Origin of the sequence: Micromonospora carbonacea (genome assembly GCF_014205165.1) — a bacterium.
GTDB lineage: Bacteria > Actinomycetota > Actinomycetes > Mycobacteriales > Micromonosporaceae > Micromonospora > Micromonospora carbonacea.
This window is the reverse complement of the sequence record NZ_JACHMZ010000001.1, coordinates 7,435,519-7,460,121: the sequence shown is the minus strand read 5'-3', so window position 1 is coordinate 7,460,121 and position 24,603 is coordinate 7,435,519. Positions and strand designations below refer to the sequence as shown.

Below are 24,603 nucleotides of genomic sequence, written 5' to 3'. Positions count from 1 at the left end.
CAGAAGGGACATCGATTCGTCCCACCACCTGCGACGTCCGGATATCTGCGCCACAAATTCGTTTACATATATGTACGATCGGCCGCATGGGGGGAAGAGGTCGGCCGAAGGCCGAGCTGATGCTGAGCGACGAGGAGCGGGCACGGCTGGCGCGGGGCGCCCGGGCGGCCCGCTCGACCCAGGCGTACGCGCTGCGCTGCCGGATCGTGCTGGCCTGCGCCGACGGGGCGAGCAACGCGGAGGTCGCGGCCCGGTTCGGCGTGTCAGCGCCGACCGTGGGCAAGTGGCGGTCCCGGTTCGTGGCGCGCGGGCTGCCGGGCCTCGCCGACGCGCCGCGCGCCGGCCGGCCCCCGACGATCGGGCCGGGCCGGGTGGAGCAGGTGGTGGCCGCCACCCTGGGCGCGCAGCCGGAGCGGGCGGCCCGCTGGTCCCGGGCGTCGATGGCCGCGCACAGCGGGCTGTCCGCCTCGACGGTCGGGCGGATCTGGCGACGGTTCGAGCTGCGGCCGCACGTCCAGGACGGGCTCCGGCAAGCCGCCGACCCACGGTTCGCGGCGCGGGTCGGCGGCCCCTGTCGGCATCCGCCGGGACCGTGAACGAACTTCCGGCGTGCGGCTGCGCCGGACAGGCTCAGGGCTTGCGGGCCACCCCACCGACGATGGTGTGGTAGGTGGCGGTCTGCTGGCGGTCCTCCTCGCCGTCCGGACGCCACTCCGCCAGCGGGACCAGCCCGGGCGGCAGCAGCTCCAGATCGCCGAAGAAGCCCATGATCTCCGCCCGGGTGCGCCACCGGCCGGTGCCGAGGGTCTCGTTGAACACCTTCTCCACCGCCCGCGCCCGCTCCGAGACCTCCGGCTGGGCCTCGCCCGGGTCGTGGAAGTGGGAGATGGCCAGGTAGCTGCCGGGAGGCAGGGCGGCGACGAGCCGCCGGGCGACGCCGGCCGGGTCGTCCTCGTCGTTGAGGTGGTGCAGGATCGCCAGCAGCAGCAGGCCGACCGGCTGGTCGAAGTCGATCAGCTTGCGTTCGGTGAGCTGCGCCAGCAGCTCGTCGGGCCGGCGGGCGTCGCCCCCGAGCACGGTGGTGGTCCGGGCGTCGGCGAGCAGGGCCCGGCCGTGGGCGAGGGCCATCGGGTCGTTGTCCACGTAGACCACCCGGGCGTCCGGGTCGACCTCGTGGGCGATCTCGTGCACGTTGCCCTGGGTGGGCAGCCCGGAGCCGATGTCGAGGAACTGCCGGATGCCGGCCTCGGCCGCCAGGAATCTGACCGAACGTCGGAGGAAGGCCCGGCAGGCCCGCCCCGCCTCGGGACCGTCCGGCGTGACCTGCATGGCCATGTGGGCGGCCTGCCGGTCGACCGCGAAGTTGTCCTTGCCGCCGAGGTAGTAGTCGTATACCCGGGCGATGCTGGGCCGGGTGGTGTCGACGCCCGGAGGCGCCACCTTTTCGCTGGTCAACGCTTCGACCCCTCCGTACACGGCCATGGTCGCTCACACACTGGCGGGGAGACCACACACGACACCCATGGCTGCCGAACCGACGCCGGCCCACGAAAGATGGGACCGGATGTGCCCTGAGGGTAGATGAGCAACCCCGAAACGTCGATTCCACCCACGACAGTCCGGACGGCCGGGGCACAGAAGTTGCCCACCCCGAAGGCGACCCATTGAAGCGTGGCGATATTACCGGGCCATTTCGCCGAACTCAAGCGCTGCGACCCGCCCCGCCCCACATGGGAAGTTGGCGGCAATCAAATCATGCGGATCGATGGATTAGGACTTATGCTGCCCGATGTCCCCATCGCGCCCGACGGGCCCGCCCGCCACCACCGGAGCCACCCGGCGGATTCGTCGCCGCGCCACCCCGCGCCCGCCAACGGCGGCGGGCCCTCGCCGATCGGAGCCCCCGATGGTCCCGACTCCCACACTCGCCGCGCTGGCCGGCCTCTGCCTCGCCCTGTCCGCCGCCGTCCCGGTGGGCGCCGCCGCCGCGCCCCCGCAGATTCTTCGCGCCGGCCATGTGAGCGCTCACACCACGACCGCGCTGGCCGGGCCACCCGGGGCGCCGCCCGGTGTCTGCCCGGCCGACGCCAGCTACGGCCCGCCGCTGCCGGCGACCTCGGTCACGGCGGCGAAGATCCGGGGCGGCTTCTCGTTCCTCGAAGGGCCGGTCTGGCTCGCCGACCGGGGCTACCTGCTGGTGTCCGACATGGGCGCGGCCACCGGGCCGGAGCGGGTCCAGCCGTCGACCATCCGCCGGTTCACCCCGCCGGCGACCTTCGACACGTTCCTGGCCAACTCCGGCAGCAACGGGCTCGCGCTCAGTCCCGACGGGCGGCAGCTCGTCGCCGCGACGCACGACCAGCGCAGCGTCTCGTCGTACCGGATCGACGACCTGACCCGCGGCGTGGTCGCCGCCAACTACCAGGGCCGGGCGTTCAACTCCCCGAACGACGTGGCGGTCCGCTCCGACGGCGTCGTCTACTTCACCGACCCCAACTTCCAGCGCGGGGCCCGCGCCGACCAGATGGGCGGACGCACCAGCGTCTTCCGCGTCTCGGGCGGGCAGGTGTCGCTGGTCGACGACGCGCTGCGCCAGCCCAACGGCATCGCGCTCTCCCCGGACGGCGCGACGCTCTACGTGGGCGCCTACGGCGAGAACAAGATCTACAAGTACGCCGTCGCGGCCGACGGCAGCACCGGCCCCCGCAGCGTCTTCGTCAACTACGTCGGCGGCCCGGACGGCGCGACCGTCGACTGCGCCGGCAACGTGTACTGGGCGTCGGGCTTCGACGGCCTGGTCCACGTCTACTCGCCCACGGGCGTCGAGCTCGGCACCGTCCGCTCCGGCGCCTCGGGCACCACCAACGTGGCGTTCGGCGGCTCCGACCGGCGGACCCTCTACGTCACCTCGGGCCCGACCAACGACTCCGGGCTCTACAGCGTGCGGCTCAACGTGCCCGGCTACCCGTACTGACCGCCAGGCTCCACCCCCCGGAAGGGACGACCAACGTGCCAACCCGCTCCCGCGCCACCCTCTCCCTGCTGGCCGGCGCCTGCGCCGTCCTGGCCGCCGCGCCGGCCGCCGCCGCGCCACCGCCGGCCGGCGGGTCGACGGCCGCAGCCGTCCGGCCCGCCGCCGACACCAGGCCGCCCACCCCGCCGACCAACCTGCGCAGCAGCAGGCTGACCTGCCAGTCCGTCACGCTCACCTGGTCCGCGTCCCGTGACGACGTCGGCGTCACGAACTACGACGTCTACCACGACGGTCAGCTCGTCACCTCCGTCGGCGGCAGCACGCTGACCGCCACGCTCACCGTCGCGCAGGGCGTCACCTGGGGCTGGTACGTCAACGCCCGGGACGCCGCCGGCAACGTGTCGCAGGCCAGCGCCACCCTCACCGTCACGCCGCCGTTCTGCCAGGTCGACACGTCTCGGCCCAGCACGCCGACCAACCTCGCCGCCACCGCCAACGGCACGGACGTGCGCCTGACCTGGTCGGCCGCCACGGACAACGTCGCCGTCACCCGGTACGACGTCCTGCGCGGCGGCACGACGGTCGGCTCCGTCACCGGCACGGCCGCCAACCCGCCCGCCACCACGTTCACCGACACCGGGTTGGCCGCGAACACCCAGTTCAGCTACACGGTCGTCGCCCGCGACGCGCAGGGCAACGCCTCGGCGGCCAGCGCCGCGGTGAGCGTACGCACCGGCTCGGCCTGCACGAGCGCGGTCTGCGGCACGACGGTGGTCACCACCGAACGGGACCTGCCGTGGGGGCTGGTGCAGCTCTCCGACGGCACCGTCCTGTACGGGCGACGCGACCTGTTCGACGTCGTCGCCATGAACCCCGACGGCACCAACAAGCGCAGCATCGGCACGGTGCCGAACGCCGCCGGCACCAACGGCGAGGGCGGCGTCCTCGGGCTGGCCGTGGCGTCGACCTTCGCCACCGACCGGTGGCTGTACATCTACCACACCACGGCGACCGACAACCGGATCGTCCGGATGCGCTACGACGGCACGCTCCAGACCAGCAGCCTCCAGGTGCTGGTGACCGGCATCCCGCGCAACAAGTACCACAACGGCGGTCGGCTGCGCTTCGGCCCCGACGGGATGCTCTACGCCGCCACCGGCGACGGGCAGACCCCGGACCGCGCCCAGGACGTCAACGACCTGGCCGGCAAGGTGCTGCGGATCCGCCCCGACGGCACCGTGCCGACGGACAACCCGTTCGGCAACCAGGTGTGGAGCTACGGCCACCGCAACCCGCAGGGGCTGGCCTTCGACTCCCGGGGCCGCCTCTTCGAGCAGGAGTTCGGCAACAACGTCATGGACGAGACCAACATCATCGTCCGGGGCGGCAACTACGGGTGGCCGGCCTGCGAGGGCACGGTCGGCGACTGCGCCAACCCCAACTACCTCGCGCCGGTACGCACCTACCCGGTCGCCGACGCCTCGTGCAGCGGCCTCGCCATCGTCCGCGACGTGGTGTACCTCGCCTGCCTGCGCGGCAACCGGATGTACCGGGAGGTGATCAGCGGCGACACCCTCACCGACGTGCAGCAGTACTTCGTCGGCACCTACAGCCGCCTGCGCACCGTCGAGCCGACCATCGACGGGAACCTGTGGCTGACCACGAGCACCGGCGGCGACAAGGACAGCGTCCCGAACAACAGCAACGAGCGGATCCTCAAGGTGACCCTCGGCAGCTAGCCCGCCCCACCATCCCGTCCCACCAGATCGGAGCCCCATGTCCGTGAAACGTCTTCTCAGGGCGGTGGCGGCCCTCGCGGTCGTGCCGCTGCTCGCCATGACGGTGCTGATGGCCGCGCAGCCGGCCTCGGCGGCGGCCCTGACCCAGGTCACCAACTTCGGCAACAACCCCAGCGGCCTCAACATGTACCTCTACGTGCCCGACAACGTCGCGCCCAGGCCGGCGCTGCTGGTGCTGATCCACTACTGCGGCGGCTCCGGGCCGGCGATCTTCAACGGCAACGGCCGCGACTACGTCACCGCCGCCGACCGGTACGGCTACATCATCGTGCTGCCCGAGGTCACGCGCAGCAGCAAGTGCTTCGACGTCTACTCCCCGCAGGGGCTGCGGCGCGGGGGCGGGAGCGACTCCGACGGCATCATCTCCATGGTCAACTACGCCAAGCAGCGGCACAACGTCGACCCCGCCCGCGTGGTCGTCAGCGGCTTCTCCTCCGGGGCGATGATGACCAACGTGATGGCCGCCGAGTATCCGGACGTGTTCGCCGCCGGGTCGGCGTTCAGCGGCGTGCCCGCCACCTGCTTCGCGACCGGCAGCAGCACCAACACCTGGAACAGCCAGTGCGCCGGTGGGCAGATCACCAAGACCGCCCAGCAGTGGGGCGACGCCGCCCGCGCCATGTACCCCGGCTACACCGGCCGGTACCCCCGGATGCAGTTCCTGCACGGGACCACCGACACCACCCTGTCGTACGTCAACTTCGGTGAAGAGATCAAGCAGTGGACCAACCTGCACGGGTTGAGCCAGACGCCGGCGTTCACCGACCGCCCCCAGTCGAACTGGACCCGCACCCGGTACGGCGACACCGGCACCCGGGCGACGGTCGAGGGCATCAGCATCAGCGGCGTCGGGCACGAGCTGCCGCAGGCCGGTCAGATCGCGTACTCGATCGCCTTCCTCGGCCTCGACGGCACCACCACCACGCCGACCCCGACCCCGACGACCCCGCCGCCTACGACCCCGCCGCCGGCGGCCGGGGTGATGGTCGTCGGCACCCAGTCGGGCCGCTGCCTGGACGTGCCGACCAACGGCGGCAACGGCGTCCAGATCCAGCTGTGGGACTGCCACGGTGCTACCCAGCAGCGCTGGACCTACACGGCGGGCAGACAGCTCACGGTGTACGGCACCAAGTGCCTCGACGCCAGCGGCGGCGGCACCAGCAACGGCACCCAGGTGATCATCTGGGACTGCCACGGCGGCACCAACCAGCAGTGGAACGTCAACGCCGACGGCACCATCACCAACGCCCAGTCCGGGCTCTGCCTGGACGCCAGCGGGTTGGGCACCGCCAACGGCACGAAGATCATTCTCTGGTCCTGCGGCGGCCAGGCCAACCAGCGCTGGACGCTGCGGGCCTGATCCACGCGCCTCGGGGGGGTCGGCCGGACGGCCGGACGACTCCCCCGGAGCGGCCCGGGCGGGGCGGGGTCGCGTCGACTCCGCCCCGCTAGCCCGGCCGCAGGCACGGATCGGTGACCGGGTAGGACGGGCTCTGCGCGGTGCGGCCGTCGGCGGCGGTCGCCCGCACCGTCCAGGTCAGGGCCGACGCGCGGAGCTGGCCCACGCTCGCCCGCGCCGTCGACCCGTCCACGGCCATGGCCCGGCTCGACGCGGTCCCGCCGGACGCGGTCCAACGCACCTGGGCCGCCTCGATCGCGGCGCTGCCGGTGGCCTGCACGACCAGCGTGTAGGTGTCCGCCCCGCAGCGCACGTGCGCGCTCGCCCGCAGCGTGAACGCCGTGGCCAGCTTCGGCGTGCCCGTCGGCCGGGGCGCGACCGGCGATCCGGTCGACGAAGCCGTCGGTCCGGGCCCGGGGCCCGGACCGGAGACCGGGCCGGTCGCGCCGGGCGGCGGCGCACCGGGCGGGACCGCACCGGTGGGCGTACCGCCGGCGCCGTCCGGCCCGGGTCCCGCCGGGGCCCCGGAACCGCCGGGCGCGGCGGCGTCGGTCGGGCCCGCCGAGCCCACCGGCCCCGACCGGGGCGTCGCCGGTCCGTCGGCCGCCGCTCCGGAGGTCGCCGCCACCCGGTCGGCGGCCGGGCGACCGGGCCCGAGCGCCCAGGTGCCGGCCGCGGCGAGCAGCACCAGCAGCCCGGCGCTCGCCGCCAGCCGACGCCGCCGCCGGGACCGCGATGCCGGACGCGGAGACTCCGACCCGGCCCGCGGAGCCGCCGCGCCGCCCCCGGCCAGCGCGGTGGCCGGCCCGGCGGGGGGCCGCTCCGCCGACCTCGCGGTGTGCCCGCCCTCCGCCGACGCCGCGCCCTCCGCCGGCCCGGCCGTCTGCGGCCCACCGTCCGGCCCGGCCGTCTGCGACGGGCCGGCGGGCTCGACCGGTGCCGGCGGCGGCGCGGTCGCCGCGTCGGCGGACGCCCCCGACCCGCCGTCGGCCGCCCCGGTCACCCCGCCGTCGGCCGCCTCCGCCGGCCCGCCGTCGACCGACCCCGGCCACGCCGAGTCGGCCAGCCTCGGCCACACCGTGTCGGCGACGACCAGGAACCCCGGAGCCGTGTACGCGGAGAGCAGCGCCGCCGGGTTGAGCTGCTCGCGCCGGAGCAGCCCGCAGGCGGCGCAGCCGTCGATGTGCCGGGCGACCCGCTTGCGCAGGGTCGGGGTGAGCCGCCCCTGCCAGCCGTCGAGCAACCCGGCGAGCGCCGCGCAGTCCCGGGAGCCGCTGCGCGCGACGAGCAGCGCGCCGAGCGCCCGTTCGAGCTGCGACCGGGCCCGGGACAGCCGGGCGTGGGCGTGGTTGGCGGGCACCCCGAGCGCCGCGCCGATGTCGACGGGGGACAGGTCGTGCCGGATCGCCAGGTGCACCACCTCGCGGTCGCCCGGGTTGAGCGCCGCCGTCGCGCTGTGCACGAGCTCCCGCACCTGGTCGGCGTTGACCCCGGCGCCCGGGTCGACGGTGTCGGCCACCGGGTCGCCCGCCTCCTCCAGCGCGGAGGAACGGGACCGCTCCCGCAACTGCCGCAGGCATTCGTTGCGCACGATCGCGTACAGCCAGGGGCGCAGCCGGTCGGGGTCACGGAGCTGGTCGATGCGCCGGCTGGCGGCGAGGAACGCGTCGTGGACGACGTCCGCGGCGGCCTCCGGCTCGCGCACCAGCACCCGCGCGTACGTGTAGAGCCGGTCGGCGTACCGCCGGTACATGCCCTCCAGGCCGGCCCGGTCGCCCCGGCGCACCGCCTCGACGAGCGCCCTGTCGTCCTGTGCCGCCGTGTCCATCCGTGCCCCCACCGTTCTCCGACCGGTCCAGTAGAACGGAAAAGATAAATCCCGGTGCGTTTCTGTTGGCATGCCGACCCGCCCGTGCTCCCACCGGTGTCAGCGCACCGCAGACACCGAGGAGACGCTCATGACACCGACGCCACCCGTCCGCCGCCCCGCCGCCGGCCCACGCCGGACCCTGGCCGCCCTCGTGGCGGCGGCGCTCGCCGCCGGCATCGTCACGACCACCGGGCCGGTCGCCGTCGCCGCGCCGACGGCGGCCGGCCCCACCGCCCCGGGGTCAGCCGGCCCGACCGCGTCGACGCCCGCCGGCACCCGTGGCGAGCCACTGGCCGTCCGGATCGATCCGGGGCTGTCCGCGCCCCGGCTGCCGATCGACCCCGTGGGCCGGCTCGGCACCGACCGGGAGCTCGGGGTGGTGGCCGGACCCGACGGTTCGCCCGCCGGCCTGGTGCTCGACGAGGTGATGGTGCGGGTCGCCGACCAGGCCGAGTTGGACGCCTTCCTGACCCGCTGGGGCGGTCAGGTGCTCGACTCGTTCGCACCCGACGGCCAGGGACAGGACCACCTGGTCCGGGTGGACGCCGACCGCGCCGACCCGGCCGGGCTGGTCGACGACCTGCGGGCCGCCGAGCCGGGCCAGTCCGGCACCTACCGCGTCGGCGACGAGCGGGCGCTGCGACTGCTCGCGCTCGCCGCCGCCGAGTGGCGGGCGGGGACCGAGCTGGTCCTCGACTGGGTGGTGGAGCCGACCGGCATCGTCGACGGCGAGGTCTACGAGGCCCCCGACATCACCAACAACGTCTTCGACTGGATGTTCATGAAGTACGGCGGCGCGATGGACATCGGGGTCGCGCCGGCCTGGCAGTTGCTGGCGGCCAAGGGCAAGCTGACCAAGCAGGTGAAGTACCTGGTGCAGGACGGCGGGTTCCAGTCCAACCCCGACTTCCCGACGAAGGTGTCCCTGCACTCGGTGGAGTGGGGCAAGACCAACACCAACGACTGCACGGGCGGCAATCCCTGCCCGTGGCACGCCACGGACGTGGTGCTCGCCGCGATGGGCCGGGTCGACAACGGCTACGGCACCGCCGGGCCGGCCGGGCCGGTGGTCGACGAACTGGTCGCCGTGCGCAACGGCATCGACTACTGGACGGTGCTGCGCCGGCTGGAGAAGGCCGCCGAGGCGAGCCACCCGGACGTGGTCAACCTCAGCTTCACCCGGGACGTGAACCTCGGCAAGTCCCACGCCAGCACGTGGACCGACCGGCGGATGAAGCACGTCCGCGACACCGGGGCGCTGATCGTCTCGTCCGCCGGCAACGACGCCGCGAACATCGACGGCGACACCCTCTACGTGCCGTGCGAGAGCACCCACGTCATGTGCGTGGGCGGCATGAAGACGGACGCGACGCTGGGGAACAAGTCGAACTTCGGCACCAGCGACCTGACCACCTCGGTGGAGATCTACGGCCCGGTGTGCGTCATGGGACTCAAGGACCCCGGCAACCCGGCCGTCAACGAGACCCGGTCCGACGCCTGCGGCACGAGCGTCGCCGCGCCGTTCGTGGGCGGCGTCGCCGCGCTGGTGATGGCCGCCGACCCGAGCCTGACCGCCGCGCAGGTCCGGGACATCCTCAACGACACCGCGCACGTCGGCGGGCTCGGCGCCAAGGTGACGGGCAGCCAGCGCCGGGTCGACGCCCTGGCCGCCGTCGCCAAGGCACTGGGGGTCAAGGTCGACGAGCCCGCGGTGAGCATCAGCGCGCCGACGACCGGGCAGCACGTCGGGGTCGGCCAGTCGGTCGACCTGTGGGGCAAGGCGACCGACTTCCTCGGCAAGGAGCTCCCGATCACCTGGATCAGCAGCCGCGACGGTGTGCTGGGCCACGAGTCGCAGACGTTCGTGCCGGCGCTGTCGCCCGGCACCCACGTCATCACCGCCAAGGCCACCGACGACCTCGGACGCACCGGCTCGGCGACCGTCTCCGTCACGGTGGTGGACAGCCCGACGACCGCAGCCGTCATCTCGCCGCCGGTCGGGCTGACGCTCGCCCCGGGCCAGTCGGTCAGCCTGGTGGGCACCTCGCACGACCCGGACGCCTTCGGGCCGGTGCCCGACGCCGAGGCGTCCTGGACGGTCCGGCGGGGCGGGACGGTGGTCCACGAGCAGACCGGGCACCTGGCGCTCCTGCCGGCGGGCAAGGTCACGGCGGGGTCGTACACGGCGACGTTCACGGCCGGCGGCGCGAGCGCGCAGCGCAGCTTCACGGTCACCGCGCTGCTGGCCGGGCAGCACCGGCCGACCGCCACGATCACCAAGCCGGCGACGGCGCTGGACCTGACGGCGATCGACGGCAAGCCGAAGCTCGTCGCGTTCGCCGGCACGGCCACCGACGTGGAGGACGGGACGGTAGCGGGGACCCGCTACCGGTGGACCGCGTACGGCGACGGCGGCGTCAAGAAGGTGCTCTGCCAGGGCAGCGCGGTGCCCACCGGCGGCCCGGTCGACGACATCGTCCTGCCGCAGAGCTGCGCCGGATTCAGCGCGGAGCTGGGCCTGGGCAAGGGCAACGTCACCACCTGGTCGGTGTGGCTGGAGGTCTTCGACTCGGCCGGGCTGGTCGGCGTGGACTCCGTGCCGGTGCGGATCCAGGTGGCCACGCCCTGACCCGGCGACCGCCGGCCACCGGAGGATCGGTGTGACGCGGACGACGGGGGCCCGGCCGAACGGCCGGGCCCCCGCCCGTGCTTCTCCTTTCGTCGCGGGGAGACGCCCGGGCCGGGGTGGCATGATCCTGGAGTGACCAGCGGTGCCGCCGAATCCCAGCGCCTGCGTGACCTCGCGCGGCTGCGGCGGGTCCGCGACCGGATCGACCGGGACTACGCCCAGCCGCTGGACGTGGAGGCGCTCGCCCGGGGGGCGAACATGTCGGCCGGGCACCTCAGCCGCCAGTTCCGCCTCGCCTACGGCGAGTCGCCGTACTCCTACCTGATGACGCGGCGCATCGAGCGCGCGATGGCCCTGTTGCGCCGCGGCGATCTCAGCGTCACCGAGGTCTGTTTCGCGGTCGGCTGCGCGTCGCTGGGCACCTTCAGCACCCGCTTCACGGAGCTGGTGGGGATGCCGCCCAGCAGCTACCGGCAGCGCGCGGCACTCAGCACCGTGGGGCTGCCGGCCTGCGTGTCGAAGCAGGTGACCAGGCCCGTCCGGGATGCTCCCCGGTCACCCCGCAACCAGGCGACCTGACCGGGGAGCTCCGGCGGCTTCCGGTGGGCGACACGCCGACGCGGTTCCCCCGCGACCGCGACACCGACCGCCCCACCGGGCCGGGTCAGCGCCCGGTGTCGCCGAGCAGGCCGTCGATCTGGCCCAGGGCCTCGCGGAGCCCCTCCTCCATGCCCATGTTCACCATCCGCTCAAGCTGGTCGGCGTCGACGAACCGGGTGACCAGCGTCAGCCGGGTGCGCGCGCCGTCGGCCGTCAGCGTGGCGACGGCGTGGGTCGGCCGGTCGGCGTCGATCGGGTTGCCGTGCTCGTCCGAGAAGCCGTCGTCGAACTCCAGCCGGTGCGGCGCGTCGAGCGCGGTGATCCGCCACCAGCCGCGGGCCTTCTCCCCCTCCGGGCCGGTCATGTAGTAGTGGGACCAGCCGCCCACCACGAAGTCGTGCTGCTCGAACGTGGCCGGCCAGGTCGGCGGTCCCCACCACCGCTCCAGCTGGCGGGCGTCCGCCCACACCTGCCACACGCGCTCGACCCCGGCGTCGAACTCGGCGACGAAGGTCAGGGTCAACGCCTCGACGTCCTTCTGGATGCTCGTCACGGGCATGGTTCGGTTCCCTCTCTCAGTCTTCGGCGATCAGCTGGTCGATGCGGGCCACACGTTCCCGCCAGATCTCCTCGTACGCCTCGAGGAGCCGGGCGGCCCGGCGGAGCACGGTCATGTCCGCGTGCACGATCTGCTCCCTCCCCCGCCTCTCCTTCGTCACGAGCGAGGCCCGTTCGAGCACCGCGACGTGCTTCTGCACGGCCGCGAAGCTCATCGGGTAGTGCCGGGCGAGCGCCGAGACGGACTCCGCGTGGCGGATGACCCGGGCGACGATGTCGCGCCGGGTGGCGTCCGCGAGGGCGTGGAAGATGCGGTCGGCAGGCTCCCCGGTCACCACTTCTACAACCATATGGTTGTACGTTAGTGGCGGTGGACGCCCGACGCAAGCGACTCGGCGGCACCGGCGTGACCGGCGGCGGACCCGCGCCGGTCCATCACGGACGGGGGCCGATCACGGCTCTGTTAGGGTCGATTCGTGGTAAGCCCCGACGTCATCACCGACCGGTCGGATCCGGCCGTGCAGCGGATCGCCGACGTCACCAAGCACTCGCGATCCGTCGTCCGCACCGTGCTCATCGAGGACGCCGAGCCGCTCGTGGAGTGCATCCGCGCCGGGCTGGAGTTCATCGAGGTCTACGGGGTGGAGACCACCCCCGTCCCGGGCGAGGTGCTCGCGGCCTGCCGGCAGCGGGACATCCCGGTCCGCCTGGTCGGGGCCCCGATCATGAACGACCTGTTCAAGACGGACAAGAAGCCCAAGGCGTTCGGGATCGCCCGGGTGCCGAGGCCGTGGAGCTTCGACGAGCTGGCCCGCACGACGGGCGACATCGTCGTCCTCGACGGCGTGAAGATCGTCGGCAACATCGGCGCCATCGTGCGCACGTCCTTCGCGCTCGGCGCCGGCGGCATCGTGCTCGTGGACAGCGACCTCACCACGATCGCGGACCGGCGCCTGGTCCGGGCCAGCCGGGGCTACGTCTTCTCGCTCCCGATCGTGCTCGCGTCGCGCGCCGACGCGATCGACCACTTCCGACGCACCGGTGTGCCGCTGATCGCCTTCGACACCGAGGGCGACCTCGCGGTCGGCGACCTGCGCGACGCCGACGAGCAGCTCGGCCTCCTACTCGGCAGCGAGAAGACCGGCACGTCGAGCTCCTTCGAGAGCGTCGCCAGCCACACGGTGTCGATCCCCATCAACCCGGCCGCGGAGTCGCTGAACGTCTCCGTCTGCGCCGGGATCGCGCTCTACGAGCGTTCCCACTGGAACCTCGTCGACCGACGGCGCGCCCCGCAGCCGCCCCGGGCCCCGCAGCCGCCCCAGGCCCCGCGGCCGGCCGCGGGGCGCGGCGCCGGGCGGCCCAGCCGACCGGCCTTCCCGGGCCGCCGGAGCCGCTGACCGCGCCCCGTCCGCGCTACCTCCCGGCGGGCACCTGCTCCTTGACCTCGTCGTAGCCGACCTTCCCGGGCGTCGTGGTCGGGGCGTAGATCACCCGGAGCACGCCGGTCGGATACGCCTCCGTCGCCGTCACCCTCAGGTGGTACGGCGCGTCGCCCTCGTCGAACAGCCTGCGCCCCTTGCGCGCCGCCACCGGATGCACCAGCAGCCGCAGCTCGTCGACCAGCCCCGCGGCGAGGAGCTGCTGCACCACGGAGATCGACCCGGGGACGAGGATGCCCCGGATGCCGGCGTCGGCCTTGAGGGCGGCGACCGCATCGAGGAGGTCGCCGTCGACCAGCTCCGAGTTGCGCCAGGAGAACTCCAGCGGCTGACGGGAGACGACCACCTTGCGCATGTCCCCGAGCTGCTTGGCGAACGGCGCGTCGTCGCCGCCCGCGGCCTCGCGGTCGGGCCAGGCCCCGGCGAAGCTGTCGTAGGTCTCGCGGCCGATGAGCAGCACGTCGGCGGCGTCGTAGTCCTCGCCGACGGCGCGGCCCATGTTCTCGTCGAAGTACGGCATGTGCCAGTCGGGATCGATCTCGGCCACCCCGTCGGCGGAGATGAAGAGTGTGGAGATGACCTTTGCCATCGGCGTGCTCCCTTCACGAGTCAAGAGGTAGACCGACGCATCATCGCAAACTCGTCGGCGGGCCCCAGGGTAGTCGCGACTTCGGCCAGGCTTTCGCGTTCGCCGGGTGGACACCCGGCAGGCACCCGCCCCGGCCGCTCGCCACAATCTCACTCAAGGAGCGGTCGAAACGCACTGGAGTACCAGCCAAAGAATAGACGCCGGTTGACATATAACTGAGCGCGATCCTAGGCTCGCCCGCACACCTGACCGTTCCACCGCCGTTCCCGGCGCCACATCGAACGACTGAGATCGACGTCCCGGCACTTCGCCCATCATCCGTTCGTGAGAGGAACCGAGTGGCTGACATGACTCTGGCCGACTACCTCGAATTCGTTGGCGATCCCGGCCGGGACGACGTGGAAGGGTGGCTCTACCCCACCGACGCCCACCTGCTCAGCGTCCTCAACGATCTCCAGCTGGGACGGGGATTTCGTGGCGACGTCCTGGAGATCGGCGCCTACAAAGGCAAGAGCGCCATTCTGCTGGGATTCTTCCCCGGCCCGGATGAATCGTTGTCCGTCTGCGACATCTTCGATTCCGGCACGCGGATGAGCGGCGAGAACGAGCAGGAGAACACGGCATTCTATCCCGACCTGTGCCAGGCCGACTTCGAAAAGAACTACCTGCGGTTCCACGACCGGTTACCGCGAATGCACGTCAGGCCGTCCGAGGGGCTGGCGGAAGCGGTGCCAGCGGGCTCGTGCCGGCTCGTCCACATCGACGGTGGGCACACCTACGGGGTGGCCCGCGCCGATCTGGAGACGGCCCGCCGAGTCCTCGGCCCTGCCGGGGTGGTGGTGGTCGACGACTGGTCGAGCGCCCACATCCCGGGTGTGGCGATGGCACTGTGGGAGCAGTACCTGACGGGGGAGCTGATCCCGTTGGCCTTCACCAAGGGCAAGTTCTATGCCACCTGGGACCCGGCGGGCCTCACGGCCGGCGAGGTGGCGGAGGCGGTGGCGGCCCGTCCGGGCATCGAGGCCAAGGCCACGCTCCGGCTCGGCCGGCACACCGCAGCCAACGTCACGATGACGCCGGACGCCTGGCAGCGCTACAACACCGGCCTGCGGGCGGTCTACTCGAAGCTCTACTCCGGCGGCGGGGCCGCGCCGGCACCCCAGCTGGTCGGGTTCTGACATGCGCGTCGCCGTCACCACCCACCCGAACCCGAGCCACCTGGTCGGCGCCCTGGCGGCGGCCCGCGCCGCCCGACACGCCGGCTACGAGGTGGCCGTCGTGTCGGGGCCCGGGGTCACCGACCTGATCGAGGCGGCGGGGTTCCCCGCGCTGACCGTGCCGAGCATGCAGACGATAGACGAGCTGCTCAGTGCCCGGGCCGCCGCCGCGCAGGCTCCGGTGGCCCCGCGTCCGGTCGGCGGCGGGAGGTCGCCCGCGTCCGCCCACCCCTTCATCACTCCGCACACCGGTCGGCAGGCGGCCGAGGTCGTCGAGCTGCTGCGCCGGTGGCAGCCCACCTGCGTCCTGCGGGAGTGCACCGAGCTGGGTGGCTACCTGGCGGCCGAGACCCTCGGGGTGCCGTACGCCACGGTGGACATCGCGCCGCTGTCGCCGTGCTCCCGGCCCGGCGCCCTGGACGAACTCAACCGGCTGCGGGCCGAGTTCGACCTGCCCGCCGTCGACGACCCCTGGCACCCGGCACGGCCGTTCCGGGTGGGGCTGGTGCCGGACATCTTCTACCCTGCGGAGCTGCGCTGGCCCAGCGCCACCTACTACCGCCCGGCCACCGAGGACGAACAGGTCGACCGGGCGGCAGCCGCCGGCGTCTCCGGGCCCGACGGTGAGGAACCCCTCGTGCTGATGAGCCTGGGCATGAACGCGCCCCGCTTCGACCCGAGGGCCGCGAGCCTGCTCGACGCCGCCGTCGAGGCGCTGGGGCAGCTTCCGGTGCGGGCCGTGGTGGCGATCGGGTCGGGGCACGACCCGGACGGTTGGGACGGGACGCGGGCGGCCAACGTCCGGCTGGAGTCGTTCGTCCCGCAGCGCCAGCTCCTGCCGTCCTGCGACCTGTTCATCACCCACGGCGGGTTCAACGGTGTCCGGGAGGCCATCGACTCCGGCGTACCCATGGTGGCCCTGCCCCTGTTCGGCGACCATCCCGCCAGCGCCGCGCGGCTGGCCCGGCTCGGGGTGGCCGTGGAGCTGGACGCCGACGCCGTGACCGCGGCGGCGCTCGGCGCGGCGATGACCACGGTCCTGCGCGATCCCGGATACCGGACCCGCGCCGCGGACCTGCGCCGCCGGATGCGGGCCCTGCCACCGCTGGACCGTATGGCCGCCGACCTGCGGTCGTTCGTCGCGGCCGCGGCTCGGTGATCGAACCCGTTCGGCCGTGAGCAACCGTCGAGTGTGGAAAGGACTGCCATGAAGGTCGGTGTGACCGGAGGTTGTGGATTCATCGGCACGTACGTCTGCGAGGAGCTGGCCCAGCGGGGCCACGAGCCCGTGGCCTTCGACCGTCAACGCCGGGCGTCGGCCCCGCCGTGGGAGGTGATGCTCGGCGACGTCCGGGACGCCACCGCCATGGTCGAGTTGGCCGCGCACTGCGACGCCGTCGTCCACCTGGCCGCGGTGCTCGGCACCCAGGAGACGATCAGCAACCCGCGCCCCGCCGCCGAGATCAACGTCCTCGGCGGCCTGAACTTCCTGGAGGCGGTCGCCCAGTACGACCTGCCCGGCGTCTACATCTGCGTGGGCAACCACACCATGAACAACTCGTACTCGATCACCAAGACCACCATCGAGCGGTTCGTCCGGATGTACAACGCGGAACGCGCGACCCGGATCAGCAGCGTCCGGGTCGTCAACGCCTACGGGCCGCGACAGCTCGCGGCCGCGCCGTTCGGGTCGAGCAAGGTTCGGAAGATCACCCCGGCCGTGGTGTGCCGGGCGCTGTCGGGCATGCCCGTGGAGCTGTACGGCGGCGGGCACCAGGTGTCGGACATGGTGTGGGTCGGCGACGTCGCCCGCGCGCTGGTCTCCGCCCTGGAGACCGTGGCGGCCGGGCAGGTCGTCGACGTGGTCGAGGTGGGTCCCACCCGGTCGGCCACCATCCGCCAGCTCGCCGAGATCGCGATCGGGCTGGCCGTCGACCGGGGCTTCGACCCGGTCCCCATCGTCGACCTGCCGATGCGTCCCGGCGAGGACCCGAAGACGCCCGTCACAGCGGACGCGGAGACGCTGCGCGCCATCGGCATCGATCCCGGCTCCCTGCGGAGCCTGTCCGACGGTCTGGCCGACACGGTCGACTGGTTCATCAAGACCGAGGGCGAGCACTGGACCGCGCCGAACGGCCTCCGCCGCGCCGGCTGACCCCGCCCGACCCGCGCCGCCGAGAGAGGACCCACGACCGTGACAGATTCCGTACGCCCAGACCCGCCCCGCGACAGCGCAGTCCAGCTCTACCTGGACCTGCTCAAGCGGTGCGTGACGAACGTGATCTACCAGGACCCGCCGATCTCCCCGCCGTGGGCACCGCAGGTCCCGTTCGGTCTCGACGCCCGCGTCGAGGGGCTCGACTGCCCGAGCCAGGCGCACACGATGGTCGGCTTCGCCCGGCTCGACAACCTGCGCGAACTCACCGAGCGGGTGCTGCGCGACGGCGTACCTGGGGACTTCCTAGAAGCCGGCGTCGGCCGCGGCGGCGCCATGATCTTCCTGCGCGGCGTGCTCAGGGCACACGGTGTCACGGACCGCCGGGTGTGGCTCGCCGACTCGTTCCAGGGGTTCCCGGAGCCGCCCGCCGAGGCCCGCTACCAGCTCAAGGACGTCTACCCGGAGTTGGCCGCCGGGGCTGACCACGGCCGCCGGCAGGCCGCCGAGGCGATGAAGGCGCTGTTCCTCCGGGGCGGTTCGGAGGACGACGTACGGGAGAACTTCCGCCGCTACGGCCTGCTCGACGACCAGGTTCAGTTGCTGCCCGGGTGGCTCGCCGAGACGCTGCCCACGGCGCCGGTGCGGAGGCTGGCGATCCTGCGGGTGGACAACGACCTCTACGACTCCACCCACGCCACCCTGGAGCACCTGTATCCCCGGGTCTCGCCCGGCGGCTACGTCATCGTGGACGACTACCACTTCCTGGACGAGTGCCGGCAGGCCGTGCACGACTACCTGAAGGCCTCCGGCACGCCGGAGCCGGACCTGTTCACCATCGACCGGTGCGGAGTCTACTGGCGCAAGGAATCCTGACGGGTCCTCCACCGCGGGTCCCCGTCCGCCGTCCACCCGGACGGTCGGGCGGGGACCCGCCGCGTCCGCCCAATTCAGTCGGCCCGCAGCCGCACGTCGAGCCGGGCCGGTCGCCGGTTGAACCGGTTGCTGACCATGACCACGTCAGCCACCGGGGTGGCCAGCGCGAGGTCGGGGAACCGGGCGAACAGCCGGCCGAGGGACTCCTGCAGCTCGACCCGGGCCAGCGGCGCGCCCAGGCAGAAGTGGGCACCGACCCCGAACGCGAGATGGCTGTTGACCGACCCACGGGAGAGGTCGAACGACTCGGGATCCGGCAGCCGCAGCTCGTCGCGCCCCGCCGAGTCGATCGACACGAACACCGCCGCCCCGGCCGGGATCACGACGTCAGCGACGGTGACGTCGCAGGTGGCGTACACCATGCCGGCGAAGCCGGTGCTGGCCTGGGCATAGCGGAGGATCTCCTCGACGGCGTCGTCGGACGGCTGCTCGCCCGACCGCAACCGGGCCAGCTCGGCGGGATGCTGGAACAGCGCGAGCAGCCCGTTGCCGAGCTGGGTCGCCACGGTCTCGTAGCCGGCGATCGCCAGCAGGAGCACGGTGGAGACCAGGTCGTCATCGGACAGCGCGCCCGGCTGCCGGATCAGCTGGGACAGCGGGCCGTCGCCGGGTCGGGCACGCCGGGCGGCGACCAGCTCGACGGCGGCGCGGTGCAGGCCGGACATCACAGCGCCGAAAGCCGCCATCGACGCGCCACTCGCCCGCAACGACGCCGCCCATTCCTCGAAGGCGGGGCGGAGGTCGTCCGGCACCTCGAACAGGGCGCACAACACTCGCAGCGGCAGCTGGAAGGCGAAGTGCTCCATCAGGTCCACCGGCTGCGGGACGCCGGCCAGCTCGTCGAGCAGGTTCTCGACGAGCTGCGCGACCCGGGGCCGCATGGCTTCGGCCTGCCGAGCGTTGAACACCTGGTTGACGTGCCGCCGCCAGCGGGCGTGGTCCGCCGGGTCGGCGACCGACAGGCCGAAGTCGAAGGCGGGCGCGGCGGGACGGGGAGGGCCGGCGGGCGGCCCACCCGGCCGGCCAGCGTCAGGCCCGCCCGGCCGACCCTCGGGTGGTCCGCCCCGTTGACCCTCGGGCGGTCTGCCCAGCTGGCCGTCGACGGCCCGGGCCCGCACCGGCCGTCGGCTGAACCGCTCGTCGGTCAGCACCTGCCGGACATGCTGGTAGCTGCTGACCAGGTATGCCGGCGTGCCGGTGGCGAGTCGGACCCGCGCGACCGGTGCCTCGCGGCGTAGGCGGGCCAGCTCCGGCGGGAGCCGGAAGGGGCACTCGGGCGCGAACGGATACGCCGGCGTCGGGTCCACCGGCGACCCCGGAGTGGCGGTTTCCGGGGTGCCGCCGTCGGCTAGGGTTCTTTCCGTTTCGGTGTTCATCTCAACTCCGCTGACAGGAGGCGAATCCTCTGGCCATGAGATCGGGGCACGGAACGAGCAGGGAGGATGCCGGTCGATGGGTCCACAAGATAGCGCGGCAATCTGTGCACCACAAGCCGGTCGACGATTATCCGGGTCAATAGAAAGACGCGTTGAACGCGTCTTTAGCGGGCGTGTACCAGGCCTTTAGCTGAATGGAGACGCCCGCACCGCCAGCTGCTGGCCGCGAGCCCACCGACCACGTCGGGCACTGTTCGCCGACCTGTTCTTCTTCTAGGATTGCCAGTGACGGCCGCTTATCGAGGGGGACTCCGTGGCAGACGACCGCCTATACTGCTCCATCATTCTGTGGAATCTCTCCCAGTCGGAACAGACGGTGTCCTCACTGCGGGAATATCTTCGCGACTACGCCGTCGACGCATATTCACAGGTGCCCGGACTGCGACAGAAGATCTGGGTCTCCTCGACGGGTCCGGAGGGCGAGACCTGGGGGGCGGTCTATCTGTGGGACAACGAGGAGTCCGCGTACGGCCGGCCGCCGGCGGCGTCCCGGGTGGGCGAACTGATCGGCTACCGGCCCACCCGGCGGGAATACTTCTCGGTCGAGGCCGCGGTCGAGGGGGCCAGCGCGGTCGGTGCGCTGATGGCCGGCCTGGGAATGGCGTACCAGGACCCCACGGCAGTGCCGCTGACCCGGCCCAGGGAGTACGTCCCCGGCGGTGCGGCACCGCTCATCCCGATGCGGGGGGACGGGCCAGGCCCGCTCTCCTGACGCCCGGGCGGAGCCTCACCGGCCGGTCGACGCCGCGTCGGTCGAGTGGGCCGGCGCGGACAGGCTCTCCAGGACCGACAGCGCGTCGGTGCCGCTCAGCGTCTCGCAGCCACGGCTGACCAGATAGCAGAGGAGGTAGCGCTCGGCCATCGTCAGGCCGGCCGAGTGCAGCCCGAGGTAGAGCAGGCTGGTGCCGAGGCGGACGGCCAGGAAGGCGGGGTCGCCCTGGATGTACCGCTGGAGCGTGTCGGAGGCGGCCGCCCTGCGGTGGAAGCCGCTCCGCGCCAGGTCGTTGCCGTGGGTGCTGGGATCGGCCGGCGCGGCCACCCGCACGTCGCCGGCCCGGAAGGCCCCCTCGAAGTCCCGCCGCGCGGCGCGGGCGACTGCGTACCACAGCCCTGCCGGCCCGTCCCGCAGCAGGCCGGCGTCGGCCGCCCGGAAGACGCCCGCCACCGTCGAGTCCACGAGGGACCGCGCGCGCCGGTAGCGTTCGTCCATAGAGGCACGGGCGGCGGCCGGATCGCGGCACGTGCTGAGGAACGCCTCGGCATGGGACCGGAAGCTGACGAAGCCCAGGGGCACCCCGTTGAGCGCCAGCTCCGAGGCGCCCGGCGCGGCCGACGGTCCCTGCGCCGCCAGTTGCGCCGCCATCACCGACAGGGCCTCCTGCACGAGCGACTGCCGCTGCCGGCGGCCGGCGGCGGCAAGCTGCACCAGCACGGGCCCGACCTGCCGCAGGAAGGCACGAGTGAGGGCCGGCAGGGCCGACCCGCCGAAGACCGGGCCGGCAAGCGGGACGAGGTTGGCCGGGCGTACCACGGCGGTGGCGGCGGTCGCCACGGCACCGGACGTCGTCGAACCCGACGGCCCCGGCAGGTCGAAGATGACGTCGGTGGCGATCGGGAACGCCCGTGGCAGCCCGCCGAGCAGGGCACGGTACGCCTCCGCCAGGTCACCACCGGAGGCGGCCCGCGCCTGCACATACAGCGCGGGAACGCCCTGGGCGGTGACGTCGCGGACGAGGAGGGCGTCGGCGATCGGGGCCGCGTCGCCCCGAGTCGTCCGCAGCAGCGAGCCACCCACCTCAGCGACGGTCGCGCACCAGTGCTCCGCCGGGACGACGAGTTCCAGCTCCCACCATCGGCGGCCGGTGTCGGTCACGCGAGCTCCGGCTGGGACATCGCCATCTCGAAGGCGAGCTCGATGAGCGTCACGCCGACGTTGCGCATCGGCAGCCGGATGCCGCGTTCGTCGCAGATGAGACCGCGTCCCCGCAGGAAGTCGGCCAGCGGCGCGATGGCCGGGCGGGCGAGCACCTCGTCGAGGTCGGTTCCGGTGGAGACGCGCCACTCGTCGCGCAGGACGCCGTCGAACATCGCCAGGCCAGCCTGGAGGAACGAGATCAGGACGCGGTCCTGGCTGGCCGGCACCGCGATGTCGAAGCTCGTGGGCGCGTCGACGTAGCTGTGCAGCAGGCCCTTGCGATGCGACAGGAACTGCCGGTTGACCAGGGAGATGGCGCCGGAGCCGAAGCCCACGGTGTCCGCGCGCAGTTGGAAGTACATCGCGGCGAACGGCGACACCTTCCCGAAGTAGCCGGACGCGTACTCGGTCAGCCCGGCAGCCGTGATGAGCCGGCGGGCCTGCGTGAACAGGTGCTTCTGGTCGCGGAGGTAGCCGCGTTTCTCGTCGGGGTTCATGCGGCGGCGCATGAACGTGCCAGGGGTGGGGCGGAACGAGTACAGCGACAGGTGGTTGATCGGCAGCCGCACCGCCTGGTCGACCGTGTGCCGCAGCTCGTCGAGATCCTGGTCGGGGAAGCCGGACATGATGTCGATCGACACGTCGTCGAACCCGACCTCGCGGGCGGCATGGGTGAGCCGGACGGCCTGGTCGGCGCTGTGCCGGCGGCCCAGCTGCCGCAGCCGCTCGTCGTCGAAGGACTGCACCCCGCTGGACACCCGGTTGAAGCCGAGCTCCCGGAAGAAGGCCAGCTTCTCCGCGTCGACGGTGTCGGGGCTGCACTCGATGGTGGCCTCGGCGACCGCGCTGAGGTCGAACGCGTCCCGCAGGGCCGTCATGACGCGGGTTGCCTCGTCGTTGTCGAGGCTGCTCGCGGTCCCCCCGCCCCAGTAGATGACGTACGACATCGCGTCGGTCCCGGCCAGTTCGGCGCCGCGCTCGCGGATCTCCCGACAGAGCGCGTCGATGTACTTCTCACGAACGGAGTCGCCGGGCTTGCGGAGCAGGTCCCGGTTGGGGATCGCCTGCACCCAGTCGCAGAACGTGCAGCGTGAGTGGCAGAACGGCACGTGCACGTACAGCATCAGGACGCGTCTGTCCGCAGTGCTGCTGGGAAGGCCGAGCTGGTTGTCGGCGGCGGGAGCGATCGTCATCAGCCGGTCCTTTCGAGCGTCTGCGGCATGGCTGCCGTCCAGGCGTGCCCCGTGACGCCGGGGCCGTCTGGCCACGGGACACGCCCAGCCGTGCGAGCTTTCCCTACGCCGGGTCACCGGCGGTGTGTCGGCGGACCCGGGCGATCGGGGGTGATCAGGAGGAGCAGCTGCAGCTGCACTCGCAGGTGGTGCAGGACGCCGACATCACCTTCGCGACGACCTCGCTGTCCTCGAGCCGGCTCTCGTCCAGGAACTCCGAGATCTCCAGGTCGTCGATGTCGAGAGTCGAGAGTTCGTTCTCCATATTCGCCACCTCTTTCTAAACACGGTTCCCAATGTGGCCCCGGAGACGAAGTTATGAATCGCCCGGGCACCCTGTCAAGGTTCTCGAAACAATTATCGACAAAGTAGATTCTGACTACAAAGGCGCTATAACCCTGTTATCGAGCGGCCACAACCATGGCATCGAAGACGTCAAGCATCGACACGGCGTGAGCATGTCTCCGCAGCTAGAGCCCATACGATCCGACAATCGATCAGCCCTTACCTAGACCTTTACGCATTGTCAAGGGTGGTTGTATCCGGCAACTCTGTCGAGGTAGCGTCACCGAAGCCACCCAGCGGAGCGCATCAATTCCGCAAAAGGGCGTCAACGGCAGATTGCGCCACCACCGACCGCCGGAAGGGAATGTCGTGAGGGATCAGCACGCCACAGCCTCATCGAATTTCGTTAAACCGGACCTCGCGGCAGTGCAGAAGGAGGCCGGGACGGTCGACACGAGGGCCGCGCTGGCGCTGCCCGTCGGCCAGGAGCCTGCCGTCGGCCGGCCGGCCGTGGCCCTCGCCCTGTGGCAGGACCGGACGATCTCCACCGGGGAGCTCATCGCCGCCGCCGAGGCCCGGTGTGCGGTCCGCGAGCCTCGGCTGCACACGTTCGTGCCGCTCTACACCACCAACCACTGCGACTCCGAGTGCAAGATGTGCTCGATGCGCAAGGGGAACACCCGGATGGAGCGCAAGTTCTCGGGCCGCACCGAGATCCTCGAACAGCTCGACATCCTCTACACCCACGAAGGCATTCGCGGGGTCGGCTTCCTGACCGGCGAGTACCAGGACAAGTACACCCGGCTCAGCACGGCGTTCCGCATCGGCTGGGCCATGCGGCAGGCGCTGGACATGGGCTTCGAGCGCATCTACTTCAACATCGGCAGCATGGAGCCCGACGAGATCGACGTCCTCGGCGAGTGGATCCGGCCCGCCGAGCCCGTCACCATGTGCGTCTTCCAGGAGTCCTACGACCGGGAGACGTACAAGCGGTTCATGGGCCGGACGCCGCAGGAGGTGCCCAAGGCCGACTTCGACCGGCGGGTCGTCTCCTTCGACCGCTGGCTCGACGCCGGCTTCCGGTACGTCAACCCGGGCGTGCTGGTCGGCCTGCACGACGACTTGGCCGCCGAACTCGTCGACCTCGTCGCGCACGGCGCCCACCTGCACGCCCGTGGCGCGGTGGTGGACCTGTCGCTGCCCCGCATGCGCCCCGCGAACGCCTCCCGCGACACCACCCGGGTGACCGACGACGACTACCTGCGGATGCTCGCGGTGGTGGCGTTCACCTGCCCCGAGCAGCGCCTCGTGCTCACCACCCGCGAGCCGCAGGAGTTCCAGGACAAGGCCGTCGGCCTGGCCGGGGTCTTCAGCCCCGGCAGCCCCGACGTGGCGCCCTACCGGGCGGACACCCAGGCGCAGAACGACGCGAACACCTCCCAGTTCCTCGTCGCCGACCTGCGCCGACCACGACACATCCTCAGCCGGTTGCAGGCCAACGGGATGCGGGTCGACCACTTCGTCGATCCCGCCGGCGTGGCGACCGTCGCAATCGGTTGAACCGGCAGGC

22 protein-coding genes are annotated in these 24,603 nt (G+C 72.3%); 13 read left to right on the top strand and 9 right to left on the bottom strand.

Annotation, left to right across the window (positions count from 1 at the left end):
* Window positions 1-86: 86 nt before the first annotated feature.
* Window positions 87-596, top strand: a complete 510-nt coding sequence (locus tag HDA31_RS31465) for a helix-turn-helix domain-containing protein (RefSeq protein ID WP_178066749.1) — start codon at window positions 87-89, stop codon at window positions 594-596.
* Between the two features lie 34 nt (window positions 597-630).
* Here HDA31_RS31465 and HDA31_RS31460 read toward each other — a convergent pair whose 3' ends face one another.
* Window positions 631-1,455 carry an SAM-dependent methyltransferase gene (locus HDA31_RS31460; protein WP_178066750.1) on the bottom strand — a complete coding sequence of 275 codons (825 nt, stop codon included), beginning with the start codon at window positions 1,453-1,455 and terminating at the stop codon, window positions 631-633.
* A 451-nt stretch (window positions 1,456-1,906) separates the two neighbouring features.
* On the opposite strand from HDA31_RS31460, the gene HDA31_RS31455 reads away from it, so the two are divergent.
* Genes HDA31_RS31455 through HDA31_RS31445 form a run of 3 tightly spaced genes read left to right on the top strand, consistent with a single transcriptional unit; the run spans window position 1,907 to window position 6,133 of the window.
* Entirely contained in the window at window positions 1,907-2,974 is a 1,068-nt protein-coding gene (locus HDA31_RS31455) for an SMP-30/gluconolactonase/LRE family protein (RefSeq protein ID WP_178066751.1), read from the top strand.
* A 35-nt stretch (window positions 2,975-3,009) separates the two neighbouring features.
* On the top strand, window positions 3,010-4,713 hold the full coding sequence (locus HDA31_RS31450; protein ID WP_246384199.1) for a PQQ-dependent sugar dehydrogenase: 1,704 nt from the start codon (window positions 3,010-3,012) through the stop codon (window positions 4,711-4,713).
* Between the two features lie 43 nt (window positions 4,714-4,756).
* Window positions 4,757-6,133, top strand: a complete 1,377-nt coding sequence (locus HDA31_RS31445) for an extracellular catalytic domain type 1 short-chain-length polyhydroxyalkanoate depolymerase (protein WP_425488119.1) — start codon at window positions 4,757-4,759, stop codon at window positions 6,131-6,133.
* A gap of 88 nt (window positions 6,134-6,221) precedes the next feature.
* Here HDA31_RS31445 and HDA31_RS31440 read toward each other — a convergent pair whose 3' ends face one another.
* A complete protein-coding gene (locus HDA31_RS31440; protein ID WP_178066753.1) occupies window positions 6,222-8,000 on the bottom strand; it encodes an RNA polymerase sigma factor in 1,779 nt (592 codons plus the stop codon).
* 130 nt (window positions 8,001-8,130) lie between these two features.
* Here HDA31_RS31440 and HDA31_RS31435 point away from each other — a divergent pair, with 130 nt between their 5' ends.
* Window positions 8,131-10,671, top strand: a complete 2,541-nt coding sequence (locus HDA31_RS31435; protein ID WP_178066754.1) for a S8/S53 family peptidase — start codon at window positions 8,131-8,133, stop codon at window positions 10,669-10,671.
* Between the two features lie 132 nt (window positions 10,672-10,803).
* Window positions 10,804-11,250: a helix-turn-helix transcriptional regulator gene (locus tag HDA31_RS31430; protein ID WP_178066755.1), complete on the top strand. Its 447-nt coding sequence runs from the start codon at window positions 10,804-10,806 to the stop codon at window positions 11,248-11,250.
* 85 nt (window positions 11,251-11,335) lie between these two features.
* Here HDA31_RS31430 and HDA31_RS31425 read toward each other — a convergent pair whose 3' ends face one another.
* The gene (locus HDA31_RS31425; RefSeq protein WP_178066756.1) at window positions 11,336-11,830 is read right to left on the bottom strand and encodes an SRPBCC family protein; all 495 of its coding nucleotides are present in this window, start codon (window positions 11,828-11,830) and stop codon (window positions 11,336-11,338) included.
* 16 nt (window positions 11,831-11,846) lie between these two features.
* Entirely contained in the window at window positions 11,847-12,164 is a 318-nt protein-coding gene (locus HDA31_RS31420) for an ArsR/SmtB family transcription factor (RefSeq protein WP_246384200.1), read from the bottom strand.
* 141 nt (window positions 12,165-12,305) lie between these two features.
* On the opposite strand from HDA31_RS31420, the gene nshR reads away from it, so the two are divergent.
* Window positions 12,306-13,226 (top strand): NshR/TsnR family 23S rRNA methyltransferase, encoded by a 921-nt coding sequence (nshR, locus tag HDA31_RS31415; RefSeq protein WP_178066758.1) that lies wholly within the window; start codon window positions 12,306-12,308, stop codon window positions 13,224-13,226.
* A gap of 16 nt (window positions 13,227-13,242) precedes the next feature.
* Here nshR and HDA31_RS31410 read toward each other — a convergent pair whose 3' ends face one another.
* Window positions 13,243-13,857: a dihydrofolate reductase family protein gene (locus HDA31_RS31410; RefSeq protein WP_178066759.1), complete on the bottom strand. Its 615-nt coding sequence runs from the start codon at window positions 13,855-13,857 to the stop codon at window positions 13,243-13,245.
* Window positions 13,858-14,204: 347 nt separating this feature from the next.
* Here HDA31_RS31410 and HDA31_RS31405 point away from each other — a divergent pair, with 347 nt between their 5' ends.
* The 4 genes from HDA31_RS31405 to HDA31_RS31390 are packed head-to-tail and all read left to right on the top strand — an operon-like array spanning window position 14,205 to window position 18,105.
* Window positions 14,205-15,035, top strand: coding sequence for a class I SAM-dependent methyltransferase (locus HDA31_RS31405; protein ID WP_178066760.1), 831 nt, complete (start codon window positions 14,205-14,207; stop codon window positions 15,033-15,035).
* A gap of 1 nt (window position 15,036) precedes the next feature.
* Complete coding sequence (locus HDA31_RS31400) at window positions 15,037-16,233, top strand: glycosyltransferase (protein WP_178066761.1); 1,197 nt, start codon at window positions 15,037-15,039, stop codon at window positions 16,231-16,233.
* A 48-nt stretch (window positions 16,234-16,281) separates the two neighbouring features.
* Window positions 16,282-17,229: an NAD-dependent epimerase/dehydratase family protein gene (locus HDA31_RS31395; protein WP_178066762.1), complete on the top strand. Its 948-nt coding sequence runs from the start codon at window positions 16,282-16,284 to the stop codon at window positions 17,227-17,229.
* A gap of 39 nt (window positions 17,230-17,268) precedes the next feature.
* Window positions 17,269-18,105, top strand: coding sequence for a TylF/MycF/NovP-related O-methyltransferase (locus HDA31_RS31390; protein WP_219824964.1), 837 nt, complete (start codon window positions 17,269-17,271; stop codon window positions 18,103-18,105).
* Between the two features lie 74 nt (window positions 18,106-18,179).
* Here HDA31_RS31390 and HDA31_RS31385 read toward each other — a convergent pair whose 3' ends face one another.
* Window positions 18,180-19,541: a cytochrome P450 family protein gene (locus HDA31_RS31385; RefSeq protein WP_178066763.1), complete on the bottom strand. Its 1,362-nt coding sequence runs from the start codon at window positions 19,539-19,541 to the stop codon at window positions 18,180-18,182.
* A 430-nt stretch (window positions 19,542-19,971) separates the two neighbouring features.
* On the opposite strand from HDA31_RS31385, the gene HDA31_RS31380 reads away from it, so the two are divergent.
* A complete protein-coding gene (locus tag HDA31_RS31380) occupies window positions 19,972-20,313 on the top strand; it encodes a hypothetical protein (RefSeq protein ID WP_178066764.1) in 342 nt (113 codons plus the stop codon).
* Window positions 20,314-20,328: 15 nt separating this feature from the next.
* Here the strand turns inward: HDA31_RS31380 and HDA31_RS31375 are convergent, their stop codons facing one another.
* The 3 genes from HDA31_RS31375 to HDA31_RS31365 all read right to left on the bottom strand — a co-directional run bounded on the left by HDA31_RS31375 (window position 20,329) and on the right by HDA31_RS31365 (window position 23,013).
* Window positions 20,329-21,474 carry a hypothetical protein gene (locus tag HDA31_RS31375; protein ID WP_178066765.1) on the bottom strand — a complete coding sequence of 382 codons (1,146 nt, stop codon included), beginning with the start codon at window positions 21,472-21,474 and terminating at the stop codon, window positions 20,329-20,331.
* Window positions 21,471-22,709, bottom strand: coding sequence for a coproporphyrinogen-III oxidase family protein (locus HDA31_RS31370; protein WP_178066766.1), 1,239 nt, complete (start codon window positions 22,707-22,709; stop codon window positions 21,471-21,473). Before HDA31_RS31370 ends, HDA31_RS31375 begins: the two co-directional genes overlap by 4 nt.
* A 154-nt stretch (window positions 22,710-22,863) precedes the next feature.
* Window positions 22,864-23,013, bottom strand: coding sequence for a thiocillin/thiostrepton family thiazolyl peptide (locus tag HDA31_RS31365; RefSeq protein WP_089009173.1), 150 nt, complete (start codon window positions 23,011-23,013; stop codon window positions 22,864-22,866).
* Between the two features lie 446 nt (window positions 23,014-23,459).
* Here HDA31_RS31365 and nocL point away from each other — a divergent pair, with 446 nt between their 5' ends.
* The gene (gene nocL, locus HDA31_RS31360) at window positions 23,460-24,593 is read left to right on the top strand and encodes a 3-methyl-2-indolic acid synthase (RefSeq protein WP_178066767.1); all 1,134 of its coding nucleotides are present in this window, start codon (window positions 23,460-23,462) and stop codon (window positions 24,591-24,593) included.
* Window positions 24,594-24,603 lie beyond the last annotated feature (10 nt).

Bases quoted from the DNA above. Each gene is read 5' to 3' on its own strand.
- HDA31_RS31395 (WP_178066762.1), top strand. From the start codon at position 16,282: ATGAAGGTCGGTGTGACCGGAGGTTGTGGATTCATCGGCACGTACGTC.
- HDA31_RS31465 (WP_178066749.1), top strand. From the start codon at position 87: ATGGGGGGAAGAGGTCGGCCGAAGGCCGAGCTGATGCTGAGCGACGAG.
- HDA31_RS31455 (WP_178066751.1), top strand. From the start codon at position 1,907: ATGGTCCCGACTCCCACACTCGCCGCGCTGGCCGGCCTCTGCCTCGCC.
- HDA31_RS31370 (WP_178066766.1), bottom strand. From the start codon at position 22,709: ATGACGATCGCTCCCGCCGCCGACAACCAGCTCGGCCTTCCCAGCAGC.
- HDA31_RS31385 (WP_178066763.1), bottom strand. From the start codon at position 19,541: ATGAACACCGAAACGGAAAGAACCCTAGCCGACGGCGGCACCCCGGAA.
- HDA31_RS31400 (WP_178066761.1), top strand. From the start codon at position 15,037: ATGCGCGTCGCCGTCACCACCCACCCGAACCCGAGCCACCTGGTCGGC.
- HDA31_RS31410 (WP_178066759.1), bottom strand. From the start codon at position 13,857: ATGGCAAAGGTCATCTCCACACTCTTCATCTCCGCCGACGGGGTGGCC.
- HDA31_RS31405 (WP_178066760.1), top strand. From the start codon at position 14,205: ATGACTCTGGCCGACTACCTCGAATTCGTTGGCGATCCCGGCCGGGAC.
- HDA31_RS31365 (WP_089009173.1), bottom strand. From the start codon at position 23,013: ATGGAGAACGAACTCTCGACTCTCGACATCGACGACCTGGAGATCTCG.
- HDA31_RS31425 (WP_178066756.1), bottom strand. From the start codon at position 11,830: ATGCCCGTGACGAGCATCCAGAAGGACGTCGAGGCGTTGACCCTGACC.
- HDA31_RS31440 (WP_178066753.1), bottom strand. From the start codon at position 8,000: ATGGACACGGCGGCACAGGACGACAGGGCGCTCGTCGAGGCGGTGCGC.
- HDA31_RS31435 (WP_178066754.1), top strand. From the start codon at position 8,131: ATGACACCGACGCCACCCGTCCGCCGCCCCGCCGCCGGCCCACGCCGG.